The sequence below is a fragment of the Thermodesulfobacteriota bacterium genome (genome assembly GCA_040758155.1).
GTDB lineage: Bacteria > Desulfobacterota > Deferrimicrobia > Deferrimicrobiales > Deferrimicrobiaceae > UBA2219.
The window spans coordinates 1-17,667 of sequence record JBFLWB010000190.1 but is presented as its reverse complement, the minus strand read 5'-3'; the positions used below and the strand labels follow the sequence as shown (position 1 = coordinate 17,667).

The following is a 17,667-nucleotide window of genomic DNA, read 5'->3' as shown; positions in this document are numbered from 1 at the left end:
GGACACGCCGATCTCCGAGTCGCTGATTATCGGCGCGGGGGTCGGCCTCGCGGTCCAGGGGATGCGCCCGATCCTCGAGATGCAGTTCATCGACTTCATCTCCTGCGGCTTCGACCAGATCGTGAACAACGCGGCGACGCTGCGGTATCGGCACGGCGGGCAGACGGCCTGCCCGATCGTCGTCCGCGGGCCGTCCGGCGGCGGCGTCCACGGCGGGCTGTACCACTCGCAGAACCCGGAGGCGTGGTTCTTCCACGTGCCGGGGCTGAAGATCGTGGCGCCGTCCACCGCCTACGACGCGAAGGGGCTGCTGAAATCGGCGATCCGGGACGACGACCCGGTGGTCTACTTCGAGCACAAGTTCCTCTACCGCAGGATCAAGGAGGATATCCCGGAGGAGGAATTCACGGTCCCCATCGGGAAGGCCGCGCTTCGCAAGGAGGGGAGGGACCTGACGGTCGTCGCATACGGACCCCCGATGCACGCGGCGATGAAGGCGGCCCGGGACATGGCCGGCGAGGTCGACATCGAGGTGATCGACCTGCGGACGCTGCTCCCGATCGACTGGCCCGCGATCTACGCTTCCGTCCGGAAGACGGGGAAGCTGCTCATCATCCACGAGGCGCGGCTGACGGGGGGGATCGGCGGGGAGATCGCCGCCCGCGTCGCGCAGGACTGCTTCGAGGAGCTCGACGGGCCGGTCGTCCGGCTGGCGGCGCGCGACACCCACACCCCGTTCGCGGGGCCGATGGAGGAGTACGTGCTGCCCAACCAGGACAAGGTCATCGAGGCGATCCGGAAGCTCGCCGCCTATTAAAGGGGAGGCAACATGCCCATCGACGTCGTGATGCCCCAGCTCGGGGAAAGCGTGGTGGAGGGGGTCGTGGTGAAGTGGCTCGTGGCCGTCGGCGACACGGTGGCCAAGGACCAGCCGCTGCTGGAGATCTCCACGGACAAGGTGGACGCGGAGATCCCTTCCCCCGCGGCGGGACGGATAGCCCGGCTGCTCGTCAAGGAGGGGGAGACCGTCCCGGTCAACTCGGTGGTTGCGCAGATCCAGACGGAGATGGGCGCCCCCGCACCCGCGCCGGAGCCCGAGCCCGCGTGGGACGAGGAGACCGAGGGTTTCCCCGGCCACATGGCCCGGAAGAAGGAGCCGCCGCTTCCCGCCCCGCCCCGTCCGGAACCGGCGCCGACACCCAAGCCCAAGCCGCCGTCCGAGCCTCCGCCTTCGGCTCCTCCCGCGCCTGACGCGGCCGGAAGGATCCGCGTAACTCCGGTTGTAGGGCGGATGGCCGTCACCCACGGGCTCGACCTGTCGAAGATTCCCGGGACCGGAATCGACGGCCGTGTGACCCGGAAGGACGTCGAGGCGTTCCTCGCCTCCGGCGGGGCCGCCGCGCCTCCGCCCGCAGCGCCTCCGGCGCCCGCCGCCGCAGAAGGGGACCAGGTGATCCCCTGGACCCAGATCCGGAAGAAGATCGCGCACAACATGGTCGCCAGCAAGCAGAGCGCGCCGCACGTGCACACCTTCGCCGAGGTCGATATGAGCGCGGCGGCCGAGCGCCGCGCGGCGCTCAAGGCAGAAGGCGTCTCCCTGACCTATCTTCCGTTCGTGATGTACGCCGCGGCGAAGGCGCTCAAGGAGTTCCCGATGGTGAACGCCGTCGTCTCCGGCGAGAGCACGATCCTGAAAAAAGGGATCCACATCTCGGTCGCGGTCGATACGGAGAAGGGGCTGCTGGTGCCCGTCGTCCGCGACGCCGACAAAAAGTCGCTCGCGGAGCTGGCGAAGGCGGTGGACGACCTCGGCGCTCGTGCGAAGGCGGGGAAGATCATGCCGGACGAGTTGGCGGGAGGGACCTTCAGCGTCACGAACCCGGGGGCGAAAGGGAACCTCTTCGGCACCCCGATCATCCATCAGCCGCAGGTGGGCGTCCTCCGGATGGGGCAGATCGTGAAGCGCCCCGTGGTGGTCGAGGTGGACGGCGACGACGCGGTCGTCATCCGGCCGATGATGTTTTTGTGCCTGGCCTACGACCACCGGGTCATCGACGGGGTGGCGGGGAACGGCTTCCTGTTCCGCGTGCGCGAGATCCTCGAAGCTGGCGATTTCGGGAAGGCATAGGGAGCATCTTTTGGAAACCGTATGGCTGGGGGAGACCGGGTATAAGGAGGCGCTCGACATCCAGCTTTTCCACGTCGAGCGCAGGGCGGACGACCGCATTCCCGACACGCTGCTGCTCCTCACGCACCCGCATGTCTACACGCTGGGCCGCTCGGGCGACGAGGCGAACCTGCTGGTGCCCCGGGAGACGCTCGACTCGGAAGGGATCTCGCTGGAGCATGTGAGCCGAGGCGGCGACATCACCTACCACGGGCCGGGTCAGCTCGTCGGCTACCCCATCGTCCGGATGGCGCGCCCCGAGGTGCACCGGTACGTCCGCTCCCTCGAAGCGGCGCTGATCGACGCCCTTGATGTTTTCGGGGTTCCGGCATGGCGCATCGACGGGCTGACGGGAGTCTGGACGGGGGAGAAGAAGATCGCCTCCATCGGGGTCGGCCTGCGCCACTGGGTCACCTACCATGGGTTTGCGCTGAACGTATCGACCGACCTCTCCTACTTCCGCCGGATCCACCTCTGCGGCCTGAAGGGGCGCGGCGCCACTTCCATCGCCGAGGTAAAGGGGGCCGCCCCTCCCATGGAGGAGGTCCGCGACGCGGTGGCGTCCGCCTGCGCGCGGCAACTCGAATGGGTGTCGTGAACCGTCCCGCGAAGCGCCCGGACTGGCTGAAGGTCCGCCTTCCCTCCGGCGGAAAGATGGCGGAGGTGTCGGGGACGCTGAAGCGGCACGGCCTGCGCACGGTGTGCCGCGACGCGCGCTGCCCCAACGTGGGGGAATGCTGGGGCGCCGGCACCGCCACCGTGATCCTGCTGGGGGAGTACTGCACCCGGGGGTGCGCCTTCTGCGGGATCCATGCGGGGACGCCGGAGCCGCCGGATTCCGGCGAGCCGGACCGGGTTGCGCGGGCGGCCGCGGAGCTGGGGTGGCGCCACGTCGTCGTGACCTCGGTCACGCGCGACGATCTTCCCGACGGCGGGGCGGGACACTTCGCCGCCGCCGTGCGCGCGCTGCGCAGGGAAGCGCCCGAAGCGACGGTGGAGCTTCTCATCCCGGATTTTGCGGGGAGCGCCGACGCGCTGCGGACGGTGGTGGAATCCGACCTCGACATCCTGGCGCACAACGTGGAGACCGTCCCGCGCCTCTACCCGACGGTCCGCAGGGGCGCGGACTACGGGCGCTCCATCGAGCTCATCCGGCGCGCCGCCGAGATGCGGCCGGGCCTTCCGCTGAAATCCGGCATCATGTTAGGCCTGGGGGAGACGGGGGACGAGGTGGCCGCCGTGCTGCGCGACCTGTATGCCGCCGGCTGCCGGTCGCTTACGGTCGGGCAGTACCTGCCGCCTTCCCGCGACCATCTGCCGCTCGTGGAATACATCTCCCCGGAAAAGTTCGACGCGGTCGCCGCCCTGGCAAGGGAGATCGGCTTTCGGAACGTCCGGTCGGCCCCCCTCGTTCGGAGCTCCTACAAGCCCGATCCCTCCGAAGGATGACCCGCACCATCCTCCACCTGGACCTCGACGCCTTCTACGCCGCCGTGGAAGTGCTGGACAGGCCGGAGCTGCGCGGCAAGCCGGTGATCGTGGGGGGAAGCGAGAACCGGGGCGTCGTCGCCGCGGCATCGTACGAGTCGAGGAAATTCGGCGTCCGCTCCGCGATGCCGACGGCCACCGCGAAGCGGCTTTGCCCCAACGGGATCTTCCTCCCGGGCCGGATGGATCGCTACAAGGAGATGTCCGACCGCGTCTTCACGGTCTACCGCAGGTTCACCCCGCTCGTCGAGCCGCTCTCCATCGACGAGGCATTCCTGGACGTGACCGGCTGCGAGCGGCTGTTCGGCTCAGGGGAAGAGGTCGCCCGGAAGGTCAAGGAGGCGGTGCTCCGGGAAACCGGCCTGATCGTCTCCGCGGGCGTCGCCTCCAACAAGTTCATCGCGAAGATCGCCTCCGACATCGGCAAGCCCGACGGCCTCGTCGTGATCCCGCCCGGCCGGGAGCAGGAGTTCCTCGACCCGCTGCCGGTGGGGAGGGTTTGGGGCGTGGGGAAGGTCACGGAGGCCGAGCTTGCCCGCCGGGGGATCCGCACCATCCAGGACCTGCGCTGCACCCCCCGGGAGACGCTCGTCCGCGCCTTCGGCGCGCACGGCGAGCAGCTGTTCGAGCTGGCCTGGGGCCGCGACGACCGCACAGTAGAGACGGAGCACGAGGCGAAATCCGTCGGCCACGAGGAGACGTACGACCGCGACCTGCGCGACCGGGGGACGATGCGGCGGGAGCTGCTTGCGCTCTCCGGCCGCGTATCGGAGCGGTTGCGGGCGAAGGAGCTCCGGGGGAAGACCGTCACGCTGAAGGTGAAGTACCACGATTTTGTCCAGGTGACCCGGGCGATCACGCTGGCGGACCCCACGAGCGACGGCGGGACGATCTACCGGTGCGCCGTCGAGCTGCTGGCGGAGACGGAAGCGGGGTCCAGGCCCGTGCGGCTGCTGGGGGTCTCGGTGTCGAGGCTGGAGGAGGCGAAGGAGCCGGTCCCCGGGAGCCGGATGGAGCAGATGCCGCTGTTCGGCGGATCGGGCGCGGGCAGTGCGCCGAAGGCGCCGCCTCCGCCGCCGGACCCCGCCCGGATGGAGCGGCTCAACCGCGCGGTGGACCGGATCCGCGAGAAGTTCGGGCGGAAGGGGATCGTCCCCGGCGCGCTCCCGGACGACGAGGGCTGATTATTTCCCCGCCTTCCGGAATTCGTGGCACTCCGCGCAGGCGTCCGGCGCGTTGTGCTCCTTCTTGTCGTCGTGGCACGAAAGGCACGTGTCCCGCCCCTTGATCGTCCACCCGTGCGGCTTGTGACATTCCGTGCACCCCGCCTCCGTGTGCTCCTTCTTCTTGTGCAGCCCGACCACCGGCGTGTGGCATTTCGCGCACGCGACCTGCGGCTGCTTCTGCCCGGGCTTCAGATGGCAGGTGGTGCAGGCGTCCCCCATCATGGGGGCGGAGGCGTCGAACTTGTGGCACTCGCCGCAGTCGATCGGCGGGCGGTAGCCGGCCGAGTGGCACTTGCTGCACAGGATCGTCGCGTGCTTTCCTTCCAGCGCGACGGGGTGCCAGGGCACCTTCCCCTCCATGGAGACGGTGCCCAGCGGCATCAGGGCGCTGCGGACCGGCAGGGTGTGACACTCCGCGCAGTCCATGCTCAGCGTCTTCCCCGAGTTCGACACGTGGCGCCCGTCGTGGCAGCGGAAGCAGCCGGGCCAGTTCCGGTGGCCGATGTTGGAGGTGTACGTCTGCCAGTTCACGTTCATCTCCGGGAAGACGCTGCGGTCGAAGATGTCGATCGCCGCGGCCACGGCGTTGTCGATATCGGCCTTGCGCGACCCGAAGACGGCGGGGTACTTCTGCTTGTAGAAGCCGCCGATCTCGGCGGCGAGCCCCTCATGCGCCTTCGCGCTCGAGGGGTATTCCTTGACCAGCGCGTCCACGACCACCTTCTTGGCCCACGGCAGCGTCCGCGGGATGAGGTTCGACATCATGGCCCGGTCCACGGCGGTGTCCGGCGGGACGAAGACGTGCGTCGGCCGGTTGTGGCAGTCCATGCAGTCCATGTTCGACCGGGGCAGCGCCGCCAACTGCTCCGGCGTCCCCTTGTAGTCGAGGCTCGTGTACGTCTCCGTCACCTTGCCCTGCTCGTCGCGGACCTCGAAGTAGGGGATCTCCTGCTTCTTCCGGTCGACGGCCGCGTAGACGACCCGGTTCTTGATGATCATGTGCCAGTGGATCCCCGCCCCTCCGCGCGTCGACTCCCCGCCGCCGGTCTTCACCCCGAGGCTGATCTGCTCGGCGCTGTTCTTCTCGTCGTACCGGAAGTGCGGGTTCTGCATGAGCTGCGTCCCGAAGAACTTGGCGGGCCAGTGGCACTCCTCGCACGTCTCCCGCGCCGGTCGCAGGTTCGCGATGGGGGTGGGGATGGGGCGCTCATACGTTTGGAAGGTGACGGCGTAGACCTGGCGCAGTCCCGAGATCTTCGCCTTGACGAACCACTCCGCGCCTTCCCCGATGTGGCAGTCCACGCAGCGCACCCGGGCGTGGGGGGACGCGAGGTACGCCTGGTATTCGGGCTTCATCACGGTGTGGCACAGGGTGCCGCAGAACTGGACCGACTCGCTGTAGAGGAACGCGTTGTATGTGACGAATGCCATGAGGACCGCGAGGAAGGTCCCGCCGACGGCGACATAGACGAACTTCCTGCGGTGCCTCGGAAGATTCAGATCGACGAGCGGGTAGGGGAGCGCCTCGTCCGTCCCCGCCTCACGCCTCCGCAGGCTTTCCCGCCGCATGCCCCAGAGGAAGATCAGCGCGCCGATGGCGAAGAACGTCGGGAAGATCATGAAGGTGAAGATCCCCAGGTACGGGCTGGGGCGCTTCAGGCTGTATTCGAGGGCGATGGAGAATACGATGAGAAGGACGCTTCCCGCCGCGATGAGCGCTCCGAAGAAACTGACCGCGTTCCGGTACAGCCCGCCGGGACCGACCCGCTTTTCCTCCATCTTCGCCGCCTCTCTTGGGGATTTTTCGATCAAACACTATTCTGGCACAAGCACGGAAATCTCCGCCTTGATTTTCTCCAAGCGGGTGGATAATATGATCATTCCTCGCAGCGTGCCGAAGTGGTGGAACTGGCAGACACGCCATCTTGAGGGGGTGGTGGGGAAACCCGTGGGGGTTCGAGTCCCCCCTTCGGCACCATGATGAAATCAGAAGGGCCTTCGGAAATCTCCGAGGGCCCTTTCCATTTCATCTCCATGCCGAAGGGGGGACGGGAACTCCAAGGCGCCGCCGACCGGATAGGGAGGAAAAGCCGCCATGGATGGCGGCGACAGGCGCCGCGGCGGCCGGCGGAGCGAGGGCATGGATGCCCGAGCGCGAGCCGGTCGAGTCCCCCGCTTACAGGGGGTATCAGGTTCTGAAACCTGCGGCCTCCGAGGCTACAAGGGCAAGTGGAGTTCCCCTGGTTCCGTAGACACCGACTTGGGTAAAAATAAGGGCACATGGATGCATGAGCGCGATGAACATGGACGCTCCAGTGCCGGAGCCGCCAGGGAGAGCGACGGATCTTGTTACTTCGGACGAACCGGTCAAATCCTGCCCTTGTCCCATGACGCGACTTGACGACATACGCATGTTGGTATAGCATGCCAACATGCGGACGTCGAGCTGTACAAGGAGAAGCACCATGAAGGTTAAAAAAGTGAAGATCGGAATCAAGAGCATATCGACGGCCATGGACGATTTCGTCCGGACTGAGGATGCAGCGCAAAGAGGCGTGCGAACGAAGAAGGAGACGGGGGTCTACTTTACCAGCCTGGAGGCATTCCGCAAGGTCCTAACTCCTAGACGGTTCGATCTCCTCCGCCTCATTCGCGAGCGGGAGCCCGCATCGCTGCACGAGCTTGCCCGTTGCGCCGGGCGCAACATAAAGAACGTTTCTGATGACGTGAAATATCTCGCGCAGGTTGGTCTTGTAGACCTCAAGGACACCGAAAACAAGATCTCGGCGCGGGTGAACTACGAGACGATCCTCCTGGAGATTGCAGTTTGAGCATGGTCTCAGTCAGCGCTGCGGCGACTGGCGAAGTGACACACCGGATCATGGATAGTCGTCGATGGTATTCCACCGGAAGACCTCGACTGTTCCTCGTCATCGACTCGAGAATGTTCATGAAACCGGCCACATGTCGGAATTTTCCGTGTCTCCTCCGGCGGCATTGTCTCTCCCGGTTCGTTGTGGGATGATAAATCATAAATGTGACCACAATGGAGGGAACATTATGCCAAGGGCGGCAGGCACGAAATTCATCGGGGTCAGGGAGTTCAAGGAGAATCTGACCGGCTTGCTCGGGAAGAAGGAAGAGGTGGTGGTTACCCGGCATGGCAAGCCGATCGCCCGGGTCGTCCCGGTGAAGAAGGGGTCCCCCGAGGATCTGCTCCTGGAGATCGGGATGGTGTTGGAAGGTTCGGGCGTTTCGAAGGAGGAGGCGCTGCGGGCGCTTCAGGCGGCCCGGAAAGCCGTCCATGGCTAAGATCGTCGTCGACGCCAATGTCCTCATCTCGGCGGCCTTCGGCGGGACACCTCTAAATGCCGTGAGCAAAGCGTTTTCCAGGGGCGATGTCTGTCTTTCCCCAGTCGTGGCAGCGGAGATCGGGGAGACGATCATGCGATTGTCCAAGAAACTGGGGGCGGAAAAGACGAAGATTCTATTCTCCCTCTGGGACCGGTTCCAATCCCTGTGTCGCATGGAGGAATCCGTACGCAATGTATCGGTCTGCCGTGACCCGAAAGATGATGCCTATCTATCCCTGTGCGCGAGCATCGGGGCGGAATACCTGATCACCGGCGACAAGGACCTGTTGGTGGTGGACCCTGCACGAGAACCCGCGTTGCCCGGGGATTTGAAGATCCTGGCCCCGAGGGAATACCTGGAGATGGATTGAACTTGCTTCCTTTGGAAATATTTTGGAAATGAGAAACACAATGGGTGTGAAAACGTGATCTCCCGGTTCTTGAGGGGGTGGTGGGGAAACCCGTGCGGGTTCAAATCCCGCCTTCGGCACCCTCTTAACCTGATCCCATCGATCTGATCGCCTGATCCGCCGGTTGCCTGTCGATCGCGCTGGGTCAATCTCCGCCCGCGATCACTTCGAACAACGCTTCCACGGTTTCATCTTTTCCGTTATGGGATACCCATCCCTTGAACCGATACAATCCGGGACCGGCGGTCGAGGGTACCGTGAAAGCGAAGTGGGCGGAGTGCACGCCTGTCGACCAGTGGCCCTGCTGGGTCCTCGGTGCGGAAAACAGCGGGTCCTCTCCCCGATAGAGCTGGCGGTGGATCGTCAGGCCGAGCGGCTGCCCGGTCGACGCCCCCTTGACCTCGAAATGGACGGCGAGGTCCAGTTCCTTTCCGCGCGCCACGCGGCTCGGCCGGGCCTCCACCGAAAGGATCCTGGCCCCGGGAGGCGGGTCGGGGGTCGCGGGGGCGGCCGATGGCGCGGCCGCCGGCGGCGCGCTCACGCCGTCGATCTCCAGAACGTCCCGGAGGACGCGGGCCACGCTCGCCGGCTGCATGTCTGCCAAGGTCGGAGGATGCCCGTAATCGACGAGGATCAGGGTGCCCAGGGAGTTCATCTGCTCCGGTAGGATCCACCTGAGCTCGTTCCTGCCGGCCAGTCCCGGCGTCCGGCCGCCGGAGTTCAGGCGGATCTGCAACTGGTTCCCCTTTTTCTTTACCTGCGTGATCCGCGCCCGCTCGTAGCGCCGGATCGAGGAGCCCAGCGACTCCAGCTTCACCCTGTACACCGCGAAATCGATCTCCCCGTTTCCGTAGACCAGCATCCCCTTGTGCAGCGGCAAATCAATTTTGGCCGTCACGGCCCGCCCCTCCAGGGTCCCTTCCGGGACGTTCGCCCCCGGGCCCGCACGGGGAGGCGCCGGGGCGCAGGAGAGCAGGAGCGAAGAAAGGAGCGCGGCGATGGCCAGGACGGGCGGTTTCCGGGTCATGGCGTCACCGGCACCTCCCTTTTGCGGTTTGCATCGCAAGGTCTTCACCGGAGAACGGTCCCAGCACCACCACCGACGGGCCGTATGTGCCCTGGAGACATTTTTTCATGGCGCCCCGCTGGGTGCCGCACATCATCCGGTCGGCGTCTCCCCGGGGAGGGTCCCATACCTTGTGGATTATGTATCCCTTGGGGCTCCCCGGGGTTTCCACCACGTAATAGGCGTCCCCCGCATTTCCTTGTTTGTGGTACGCGCATTTCATGGTCTGGTCTGCGCTCTTGCCCGCGCCGGCGTTACCAGCCGGCACCGCTGCACGCCCGGGAGCGGTCTTCGTCGACGGGATCACTCCCGGCAGAGGATCCTGCCCGATATCCCGGATGCCCGGCTGGGATGTCGGGTATCCGGTCGTTTTGCCGCGGACGTCCCTGGAGGCGGCGATGCCGGCAACCGTACCCATTACTCCCGCGATCCCCTCGTGCGTGATCACCGGTTCGGCCTTCGGTCCCCGCGCGATCGCCTCGTTAGCCACCTCTTTGGCGCGGTCCGTCTGGATGCCGTCGGGGGGGGACGTGCCGCCCGCCGGGGCGGCCGGCGCTTGCGCGTTGACGGTGACGGCCGACACCCGGGCTTTGCCCGCTTCCTTGTCCCAGTCGCCGCCGCCTGTCAGGGTCGCCTGGACGCGCTCCTTCGCTTTCTCCGGCTCCTCGAAATTCTTGTTGAACAGGAAAACTGTGACCGGGGTCTCCGGCGGGACCGCCTGGCCGGCCGGCGGCGATGTGCTGATCGCCCTCCCCTTGTCGCTTTCCTTTGCCGGCGCGAGAAGTTCGGAGAAGCGAATCGCCCGGAAACCGAGGCTTGTCAACAGTTCCTCGGCTTTTTTCCAGTCCATGCCTCTCACAGCGGGCATTTTGACCATGCCGGCCGGCGGGCTGCCGGTGCGGCAGTCGACGGCGTCCGCCTGAAGCCGACCCAGTGTCAACTTTTTTAGCACGGAGGGATCCAGGCAGGACTCGATTTCCGCGGACCTTCGCGTCGCATCCGCCAGGGTATCCCGGGCGCCCTTAAGGTATCGCTCACAGGCCGCCGCGTTGTTCTCTTTTCGGGCGCCGACGGCCTGATTGTACAAATCCCCCCCCTGGGCGGTGAGTGCTCCCAATAGTGCGGCCCTCGAATGCAACTCTTTCTCACGGCCGTCCCGTTCCTGCCGTGCGGCATCGAGCCCCTCGTTTATCCTCTCCAGGTCGGACTCCACCCGGCCAAGCTCCGCTTCGGCGGCTTGCAGGGAGGCCCGGTCCGCTTTTCTCCGCGCCAGATCCCGCTCCAGGTCCTCCAGTTCCCGCGCCAGAGCGGCGAGCTCGTTTTCCTCCTGCTCGATCCGCTCCTGGAGCGTCTTGAAATAGCGCTCGTCCGATGAAAGGTTTTCCTGCGATTGCGCAGAGGTCGACTCCGCGCGGGCGATCGAAGACCGGAGACCGTCCCGCTCCTGGAGGAGTGCGGGTCCCGCCGCGAGTTTCTCGGCTTCCGCGATTTCCGCATTCCGCTTGATCAGCCGGCTGGCCAGCTCCGCCAACCGGGCGCGTTCCCGGGCTTCTCCATCCACCAGCGAGCGTACATCCGGCCATTTATTTCTGTCGTCAAGCCCTATGCCGAACGGGGTCGATGCTGTCTGGTCGCTAAAGTGTTCCCGGCGGCCGATTGCCTTTGCATATTCGCAGAGATCCGTTTTCTGGAGGTCCCGGTTGCAGCCATGGGGGTTTGTCCGGAGGAACGCCAGGGTATCATCCGGGGTTTGGTTCCCGAACAGGTTCCGATGCTCCCCCTGGAGCGAATCCCTCTCCTTGCGCAGGTCGGCCAATTTTGGATCGTTGCCCAGACGGGATTGGATGTCGGCCTCCACTCGAGCCAGTTTCTCCCTGTCACCCCGCAGTTTACGTTTCGCTTCTTCCGCCTCGGCGCGACGGCGGGACGGGTCCTGTCTCGCCGCCTCGCGCCGGTCGACCGCCAGTTCGTTTTCCACCCGTTTCTTGTCGAAGGCCTTCTGCCTCGCATCCTCCTCCATTTGCCGGATCTTCGCTTCGCTGCCGGGTTGCGCGGCGGCCCGGGACCGCCCCTCTTCCACCTTCTTTTTCAGGAGGTCTCGTCGGGCCGAAAGCTGTTTGCCGGCGTTCTCCAGATCATGAACCATGGCGCCGGCATTCCGCCACTGGCCGCAGATGCTTTCGCAATACGCGGGATCAACGGCGGCGAGGGACAGCAGAAGAAAGGGGATCAACCATCGTTTTCGGCGGGCGGGCTTCATCTCCCCGGGCCTCCTGTGCCGTAGGGTTCGGTTCCGGGATGCCGTCGGGAAAAAAGGAAGATCGCAATTCAGTGAAATAATACCATGCCGCCAAGGAGATGGCCTGGCCGGCCGGGCATCTAATGTACAAGTCGGGATTTTCGGGAGCGTGATTTCCGGGTGTCCTGGCTGATCCATCCGGTTCCGCGAAGGTTGCCATGTGAGGCGACGGATCCATAGACCAGGAGGAGTGACATGAATAAGCCGGCAAAGAATACGATTTGCCTTTGGTACGATGGCGACGCCGAGGAAGCAGCGCGATTTTATGCCGAGACCTTTCCCGATTCATCCGTTGGCGCGGTGTTCCTCGCGCCGGGGGACTATCCGTCAGGAAAGAAAGGGGATGTGTTGACGGTCGAGTTTACCGTGATGGGAATTCCCTGCCTCGGGCTCAATGGCGGACCCGGGGTCAAGCACAACTTGGCGTTCTCGTTTCAGGTCGCAACCGCTGACCAGGCCGAAACGGATCGTTACTGGAACGCCATCGTCGGCAACGGCGGCGAAGAGAGTGACTGCGGCTGGTGCAAGGACAAATGGGGCCTGTCCTGGCAGATTACGCCGATCGCTCTGATCGAAGCGATATCCGATCCCGATCCCGCTGCCGCCAAACGCGCGTTCGATGCGATGATGGAGATGAAAAGGATCGACATCGCTGCAATCGAGGCGGCGCGGCGCGGATGAAGTTGTAATCTTCGAATCCCGCCATCCTCCTACCAGTTCTCGTTCCCGTGGCAGGTCGGGGTGCACGAACGGTTCGCCGGCGTGTACGAGATGATCTGCGTGCCCGCGCCCCCGATGGTCGCGGACGCCGGACCCTCCAGCGCGGTGGTGGAGAGGTTGGTGAAATGATTCACCGCGAGCGTGGCGGTGTTGTGGCAATCCGTGCAGGCGGCGGCCCGGTGCGGGCCGCGGTTGTGGTCGTTCGAGGTCGGACCGTTGAACTGGAACGTCGTGCCGTCCGTGTGGCAGTTCGTGCACTGGGTGTTCACGTTCAGCGCGCCGGTCTGCCAGTTGGGCGTCGCCTGCCCCCCGTGGCAGCTCACGTTCGAACAGGCGAGCGCCGCGGAGTTGTCGAACGAAGACGCCCCGGATTGCGCGTTGTAGGTGGCCGGGAACGCCACGTCCCCGGGCGGCACCCGGTTCTTCGCGCGGTTGTAATGGTTCAGGTTCGCGAGGCTGGGCCCGAGGCCGTTATGGCACGTGTCGCAGGAGACGGGGCTCCCCCCGCCGTTCAGGGCGAGATGCACGGCATGCGCCCCGGCGACGTTCGCGTACGTCCCCGCCCCGCCGTCCGGCGGGCTGGCGTGGCAGGAGGTGCACGCGGCCGCCGCGAGCGGCGAGGCAGCGGCGTGGCACGACCGGCAGACGGGCCCGGTCTTCGAAGACGGCGCGGCGACGTCGTGGCAGGCGCTGCAGCTCCCGGGGAACGTCCCGGCTGTCACCGAGTAGTGGGACGCGTTGTTGAACGGCACCTGATGCGCGGCGCCGGCCGCCCCGTGGCACAAGGTGTTGTTGAAGCAGCCGGGGGTTCCCGCGGCGGACTGGTGGCAAAGCGCGCAAACGGCGGCGTTCCCCGCGTCGGTGGTGCTGTGCTTGTACGTGTCGAAGGAATTCCACTGCGCCGGGTGCGGCGGGTTCGGAACGCCCACCGGTCCCGGAGCGGACACGAAGTGGCAGGTGGTGAAGCAGGAGACCCCCGACGAACCGCCGTCGAAGTTCGTCCCGGTCCCGTGGCAGACCTGGCAATACGCAAAACCGGTCGTCGCGGACGGCGTCGCTTTTGCGGCGTTGCCGTGCTCCTGCGGGGCGGGAGGGAACGCGAACCAGAGGCCCCCCACCGGGTGGGGAACCGCCTGGTTGTGACACATCGTCCCGTTGAAGCAGCCGGGAGCCGTCCCCGCGGGGGCCGGCGAAGGGGGAGGATGCGGATTCCGGGGGTTAGCCGTCCCCGTGAAAGCGTGGCAGGTGTAGCACACGGGCGCGTTTCCCGGCTCGGATATGTTCGTGTGGGTGTACGTGGTGCCCGCGGAGGAGCGCCACGGCTTCGGCGCGTGCGGAGCGGCCACCCCGTGGCAGACCAGGCACGACACGTTCGAAGCGCCGCCGGCGAAATCGTTTCCATGGCATGCCTGGCAGCCCGGGAATCCCTGTCCGGGTACCGTGCCGTCCGTCTTGGCCGCATCGCCGTGCGGCTGTGCCGCGGGGGGGGCGGCGACCCACCCGGCGGGATGGCCGGCCTGGTTGTGGCACATCGTCCCATTGAAGCAGCCGGGAGCCGTCCCCGCGGGGGCCGGCGACGGGGGAAGATGCGGGTTGTTCGGCGAACCCTGGAGATGGCACCGCGCGCACACCGATGCGTTCGCGCCGTTCGTATCCGCGTGGCTGAACGTAGCGCCGCGCCACGGCGCCGCAGGGTGCGGCGCGGGGACGCCGTGGCAGGAGGCGCACCCAGGGGCCGTCAGGCGGCCGGAGAAGTCGCTCCCGTGGCAGATCTGGCAGGAGGCGAACCCCGAGTTCCCCGGAGCTTTCTTCGCCTCCGCCCCGTGCACCGAGGGGCCCGACCACCCCGCCGCCGGTCCGTGGTGGCAGCCGGCCGGGTTACCGTAGCACGACGTGCGGGAGACCCCGCCGGCGAGGTCCGGGCCGTGGCACTCCGCGCAGCCGCTGCTCCCGTTGGTGGCGATGAAATCCTGCGTGGCGGCCGAGGCGTGCGTCCCGCCGGAAGGAACGGTCAGCCACCCTGGGACGGAAGCGCCGGAAGGAAGCACGTGGTCCATGTTCACTCCGGACTTGCCGGTCGACGACCCGGTGCAGCCCGCGACCAGGGCGGTCGCCATCAAGATCCAAAGCCCTGCATAGTAATTGATATTCCGGCGTGTTCTACAGGAACGCGTCATGTCGTCTCCCATCCGTCTTGAGGAATCGATCCAGGTGGGTACGTATAGCTGCCCGCTGCCGCATTCGATAGTTATTCCTCATTAGTATACATGAGACGGGATTTTATTCGATAAAATATCTCCGCCCACCTCAAATAGCTATCTCGGCCTGATGAACAGGGAATGGATGCTCCGGCCCAGCTTCCCCCTGGCGTCGAAAAGAGTAGTGGATGTCTGTCCGATCCCTTCACCTTCCATGACCGTTCGCGCATCCATCCCGACCCACTCCCCTTCGGGCTGGCGGTAGACGCCTACGATCAGGTCCACCGGGACGAATGTCCACTTCGTGATATCGAGCTCCGCGCTGATGCCGTTCGCGTAGTCGACCATCAATACCAGCGATTCCAGGCCGTTGATCTTCCTGTTTTCCACCAGCGGTATCCGCGGTCTCGTCCATACCGCCGCGGGCCCGCGAGAGTCGTAGCCCCCCTTGATGAAACGCCATTCGAGCGCTTCCCCGTACGGAAAAGTCTCGATCCCCGGGAAGAACGTGTGGCTCTGCGCTTCCGGGAAGGGTGGCGTCTCGAAGATGTCCGGTACAGGGGTGGTGACTCCCGGAGCAGGCGAAAAACGCCAGGCGTGGGCGACAAGGAACTTCTTCCCGCCCGAAAGGTATTCTGCCTTCAGCAGTTCGATCCGCTTGCCGCCACGGACGATTTCCACCTTGATCTCACATGGTTTTACCGGCACCGCGTTGAGGAATTCCACGGAGATTTTGGTGATGACGAACGGTGCCTGAGAGGGATAGGTGCGGAATGCGTGGGTCAGCAGGGCGCACGGCGGACCGCCGTGCTGTAATTCCGGTGACCAGGGCCCGATGGTCGCTTCACTCGGTTCGAAGGTGTTCTCGGCCACTTGTCGGAAGAAAGCGGCGGGATGCTCAGTCATGGGTCCACTTCCTTGTCACGGCCAGGACGGCGCTCCGACAATGTGCCCTGGAGTGGATACGATATCCCCGCCCACCACCGGGCCTGCAGGCACATGAGGAGGCGCAAACGCGGGCACCGGCCCTTTGCCCATCACATTCATGACCTTCGCGGAGGTAGTCCACAAAATGAAGCCCATGTGGAGCCACCGGCAGAAGTCATCGATCCCTTCGTTTCCGCCCGGCCAGGAAGCGGCGATTCCGATCCGGCTCTTGATGGAGGCGGCAAGGGGCTGCGGCTGGAGAGGCGCCGGGTTCTGGGTGAGCCCGATGAGCGGGAACGGAGTATTCGGCGTTGGAGGCGCCGCGGGACCGGGAACGGCGGCAAAGGAGGGGTACCATGGAAGTCCGCCCACGCGCACGCTGTCGGCCCAGGATTTCCATGCATCCGCAACCGCGCCCACGAAACCGTCGACAACAAAGCCCGGAGCGCCCGCAGCCAGCATGTTGGCCCTGAATAGAACCTTCATGTCGATCGTCTGCTCGAGCCTGCCTCCCGAGGCGGTGGGCCCGTTGATCACGATCCCCGAGAATTTCAGGCCGGCCGCCCACAGCGGTAACCCCGCCTTGAACCCCGCCTTCGCTCCTGCGAGCCAGGCGGCCCAGTCGGCATAGACCCTGGTCACAGCCTGGGAGACATTGTTCCCCGTGTCGGCGGCGGACTCTCCCAGGGTATTCTGAGGGTCGACGACACCGTGGAAGGTGTGGCTTCCGGCCGTCGCGCGCCATGGTACCGCCACCTCGAAGACAGTGCCCGCAGAAGCGCCAAGCCTGGTTTCGGCCTTCAGGACCGCGTTGTCGACGTAGATCGCCCAGGGGATCGGTTTCGTCCCCGAGCCGAAGGTCTCAATTACCATCTTGATGGTGACCAGGTCGAAAGGCCTGGTTCCGCCCTCGACTGCGATGCTCCGGACGGCCGCCGTGAACGGCTTGGCAAAGGTTCCCGCTGCCGGAGGCATTCCCGGTTTCGGCACGGTTTTCGGCACGATCTGGGCGGCTTCAGCCGATTCGGGCCGGAACCCGAAAAGACCGCGCAGCGATATTACGGCGCCCATCCATAGCGAAGTCAGGAGGAATCTGCGTCGGCCGGAGACCGGGCGCAGCTCCCGATTCTCTTTCTCCATGTAGACTCCTTTCAATATCGCGTATCTATCCGGATGATCCGCATTGTAAGCCAAAAGGAATATGCGGGACATGGCCATTGCTTTCCATCTTCCGGGCCGAGACCAAAGTCCTGTTGTGAAGATACAAAGGGTTATTTCCGAAATAATATATGGAATCATCGGGATGCGACATTCCCGGGCGGAACGCCGGCGATCGACAGGAGACCCAGATGAGAAGAACAGCGGCAAGATGTATTCCGAAATTTATTGTCCTTCTGTACACCTTTGCGCTACCGCCGCTCGTTTGTGCTGATTTCCCGTTCCTCCCCGGGAAGGCGCTTGCCTTCGAAATGGCCTCGGAGCGCGCCGCAGGCGGCGGGTCCATGAGCATATGGAAGGCGCGAAAGACGGTAATCAATGGGCTGCAACAGGTCGATCCGACCGCCACGTTTCTACGGTCGGTTCCATCCGACATCAAGGTTACTGGGCAGGCCATCGAATTTTACGCCGCGGTAGGCAACTGTAATTTGTGTCCCCTGCCGGGCACCTCGTCCGGCACCACACACAAATTTGACCTGATGCGGATCGGAACCTTTAGTGTCGCCGGATCGCGCCAGGCCGGAATAGGAATGTCGCGTCGCCGCGAACCCGGCACCGGCTTGCTGATCAACGGCACAGAGCCTCACTACACCCA

At 65.3% G+C, this 17,667-nt stretch carries 16 protein-coding genes and 1 tRNA gene; 11 read left to right on the top strand and 6 right to left on the bottom strand.

Annotated features, from left to right (window positions below):
- The 5 genes from AB1346_13170 to AB1346_13150 form a co-directional block, all read left to right on the top strand.
- On the top strand, nt 1–817 hold an 817-nt coding region (locus tag AB1346_13170; GenBank protein ID MEW6721391.1), incomplete at its 5' end, for a transketolase C-terminal domain-containing protein.
- 12 nt (nt 818–829) lie between these two features.
- Nucleotides 830–2,128 carry a dihydrolipoamide acetyltransferase family protein gene (locus AB1346_13165; GenBank protein MEW6721390.1) on the top strand — a complete coding sequence of 433 codons (1,299 nt, stop codon included), beginning with the start codon at nt 830–832 and terminating at the stop codon, nt 2,126–2,128.
- A 10-nt stretch (nt 2,129–2,138) separates the two neighbouring features.
- Complete coding sequence (gene lipB / locus AB1346_13160; protein ID MEW6721389.1) at nt 2,139–2,765, top strand: lipoyl(octanoyl) transferase LipB; 627 nt, start codon at nt 2,139–2,141, stop codon at nt 2,763–2,765.
- The gene (gene lipA / locus AB1346_13155; GenBank protein MEW6721388.1) at nt 2,753–3,616 is read left to right on the top strand and encodes a lipoyl synthase; all 864 of its coding nucleotides are present in this window, start codon (nt 2,753–2,755) and stop codon (nt 3,614–3,616) included. Before lipB ends, lipA begins: the two co-directional genes overlap by 13 nt.
- Nucleotides 3,613–4,839 (top strand): DNA polymerase IV, encoded by a 1,227-nt coding sequence (locus AB1346_13150; protein ID MEW6721387.1) that lies wholly within the window; start codon nt 3,613–3,615, stop codon nt 4,837–4,839. Before lipA ends, AB1346_13150 begins: the two co-directional genes overlap by 4 nt.
- Here the strand turns inward: AB1346_13150 and AB1346_13145 are convergent, their stop codons facing one another.
- Nucleotides 4,840–6,660, bottom strand: coding sequence for a NapC/NirT family cytochrome c (locus tag AB1346_13145; GenBank protein MEW6721386.1), 1,821 nt, complete (start codon nt 6,658–6,660; stop codon nt 4,840–4,842). It lies immediately after the preceding gene.
- A gap of 114 nt (nt 6,661–6,774) precedes the next feature.
- On the opposite strand from AB1346_13145, the gene AB1346_13140 reads away from it, so the two are divergent.
- The 4 genes from AB1346_13140 (at nt 6,775) to AB1346_13125 (ending at nt 8,605) form a co-directional block, all read left to right on the top strand.
- Nucleotides 6,775–6,859, top strand: a tRNA-Leu gene (locus tag AB1346_13140).
- Between the two features lie 487 nt (nt 6,860–7,346).
- Nucleotides 7,347–7,712 carry a helix-turn-helix domain-containing protein gene (locus AB1346_13135; protein MEW6721385.1) on the top strand — a complete coding sequence of 122 codons (366 nt, stop codon included), beginning with the start codon at nt 7,347–7,349 and terminating at the stop codon, nt 7,710–7,712.
- Nucleotides 7,713–7,941: 229 nt separating this feature from the next.
- Nucleotides 7,942–8,193: a type II toxin-antitoxin system prevent-host-death family antitoxin gene (locus tag AB1346_13130; GenBank protein ID MEW6721384.1), complete on the top strand. Its 252-nt coding sequence runs from the start codon at nt 7,942–7,944 to the stop codon at nt 8,191–8,193.
- Nucleotides 8,186–8,605, top strand: coding sequence for a putative toxin-antitoxin system toxin component, PIN family (locus AB1346_13125; protein ID MEW6721383.1), 420 nt, complete (start codon nt 8,186–8,188; stop codon nt 8,603–8,605). The genes AB1346_13130 and AB1346_13125 overlap by 8 nt, the downstream gene beginning before the upstream one ends.
- 184 nt (nt 8,606–8,789) lie before the next feature.
- Here AB1346_13125 and AB1346_13120 read toward each other — a convergent pair whose 3' ends face one another.
- Both AB1346_13120 and AB1346_13115 read right to left on the bottom strand, forming a co-directional pair.
- Nucleotides 8,790–9,671 carry a hypothetical protein gene (locus AB1346_13120; GenBank protein MEW6721382.1) on the bottom strand — a complete coding sequence of 294 codons (882 nt, stop codon included), beginning with the start codon at nt 9,669–9,671 and terminating at the stop codon, nt 8,790–8,792.
- Nucleotides 9,672–9,675: 4 nt separating this feature from the next.
- Nucleotides 9,676–11,970 (bottom strand): PASTA domain-containing protein, encoded by a 2,295-nt coding sequence (locus AB1346_13115; protein ID MEW6721381.1) that lies wholly within the window; start codon nt 11,968–11,970, stop codon nt 9,676–9,678.
- Between the two features lie 234 nt (nt 11,971–12,204).
- On the opposite strand from AB1346_13115, the gene AB1346_13110 reads away from it, so the two are divergent.
- Nucleotides 12,205–12,690 (top strand): VOC family protein, encoded by a 486-nt coding sequence (locus AB1346_13110; protein ID MEW6721380.1) that lies wholly within the window; start codon nt 12,205–12,207, stop codon nt 12,688–12,690.
- A gap of 29 nt (nt 12,691–12,719) precedes the next feature.
- Here the strand turns inward: AB1346_13110 and AB1346_13105 are convergent, their stop codons facing one another.
- From AB1346_13105 to AB1346_13095, 3 genes are all read right to left on the bottom strand, one after another.
- Complete coding sequence (locus AB1346_13105; protein ID MEW6721379.1) at nt 12,720–14,846, bottom strand: CxxxxCH/CxxCH domain-containing protein; 2,127 nt, start codon at nt 14,844–14,846, stop codon at nt 12,720–12,722.
- Nucleotides 14,847–15,044: 198 nt separating this feature from the next.
- Nucleotides 15,045–15,833 carry a thioesterase family protein gene (locus AB1346_13100; GenBank protein ID MEW6721378.1) on the bottom strand — a complete coding sequence of 263 codons (789 nt, stop codon included), beginning with the start codon at nt 15,831–15,833 and terminating at the stop codon, nt 15,045–15,047.
- Nucleotides 15,834–15,848: 15 nt separating this feature from the next.
- The gene (locus AB1346_13095) at nt 15,849–16,994 is read right to left on the bottom strand and encodes a hypothetical protein (GenBank protein ID MEW6721377.1); all 1,146 of its coding nucleotides are present in this window, start codon (nt 16,992–16,994) and stop codon (nt 15,849–15,851) included.
- Nucleotides 16,995–17,203: 209 nt separating this feature from the next.
- On the opposite strand from AB1346_13095, the gene AB1346_13090 reads away from it, so the two are divergent.
- Nucleotides 17,204–17,667 (top strand): hypothetical protein (locus tag AB1346_13090; GenBank protein MEW6721376.1); only part of this gene is annotated, 464 nt, incomplete at its 3' end.

What these genes read in the sequence shown, in the direction of transcription:
- AB1346_13165 (MEW6721390.1), top strand. Translation starts at nt 830, where the DNA reads ATGCCCATCGACGTCGTGATGCCCCAGCTCGGGGAAAGCGTGGTGGAG.
- lipA (MEW6721388.1), top strand. Translation starts at nt 2,753, where the DNA reads ATGGGTGTCGTGAACCGTCCCGCGAAGCGCCCGGACTGGCTGAAGGTC.
- AB1346_13150 (MEW6721387.1), top strand. Translation starts at nt 3,613, where the DNA reads ATGACCCGCACCATCCTCCACCTGGACCTCGACGCCTTCTACGCCGCC.
- AB1346_13145 (MEW6721386.1), bottom strand. Translation starts at nt 6,660, where the DNA reads ATGGAGGAAAAGCGGGTCGGTCCCGGCGGGCTGTACCGGAACGCGGTC.
- AB1346_13135 (MEW6721385.1), top strand. Translation starts at nt 7,347, where the DNA reads ATGAAGGTTAAAAAAGTGAAGATCGGAATCAAGAGCATATCGACGGCC.
- AB1346_13130 (MEW6721384.1), top strand. Translation starts at nt 7,942, where the DNA reads ATGCCAAGGGCGGCAGGCACGAAATTCATCGGGGTCAGGGAGTTCAAG.
- AB1346_13125 (MEW6721383.1), top strand. Translation starts at nt 8,186, where the DNA reads ATGGCTAAGATCGTCGTCGACGCCAATGTCCTCATCTCGGCGGCCTTC.
- AB1346_13120 (MEW6721382.1), bottom strand. Translation starts at nt 9,671, where the DNA reads ATGACCCGGAAACCGCCCGTCCTGGCCATCGCCGCGCTCCTTTCTTCG.
- AB1346_13115 (MEW6721381.1), bottom strand. Translation starts at nt 11,970, where the DNA reads ATGAAGCCCGCCCGCCGAAAACGATGGTTGATCCCCTTTCTTCTGCTG.
- AB1346_13110 (MEW6721380.1), top strand. Translation starts at nt 12,205, where the DNA reads ATGAATAAGCCGGCAAAGAATACGATTTGCCTTTGGTACGATGGCGAC.
- AB1346_13105 (MEW6721379.1), bottom strand. Translation starts at nt 14,846, where the DNA reads ATGGCGACCGCCCTGGTCGCGGGCTGCACCGGGTCGTCGACCGGCAAG.
- AB1346_13100 (MEW6721378.1), bottom strand. Translation starts at nt 15,833, where the DNA reads ATGACTGAGCATCCCGCCGCTTTCTTCCGACAAGTGGCCGAGAACACC.
- AB1346_13095 (MEW6721377.1), bottom strand. Translation starts at nt 16,994, where the DNA reads ATGGAGAAAGAGAATCGGGAGCTGCGCCCGGTCTCCGGCCGACGCAGA.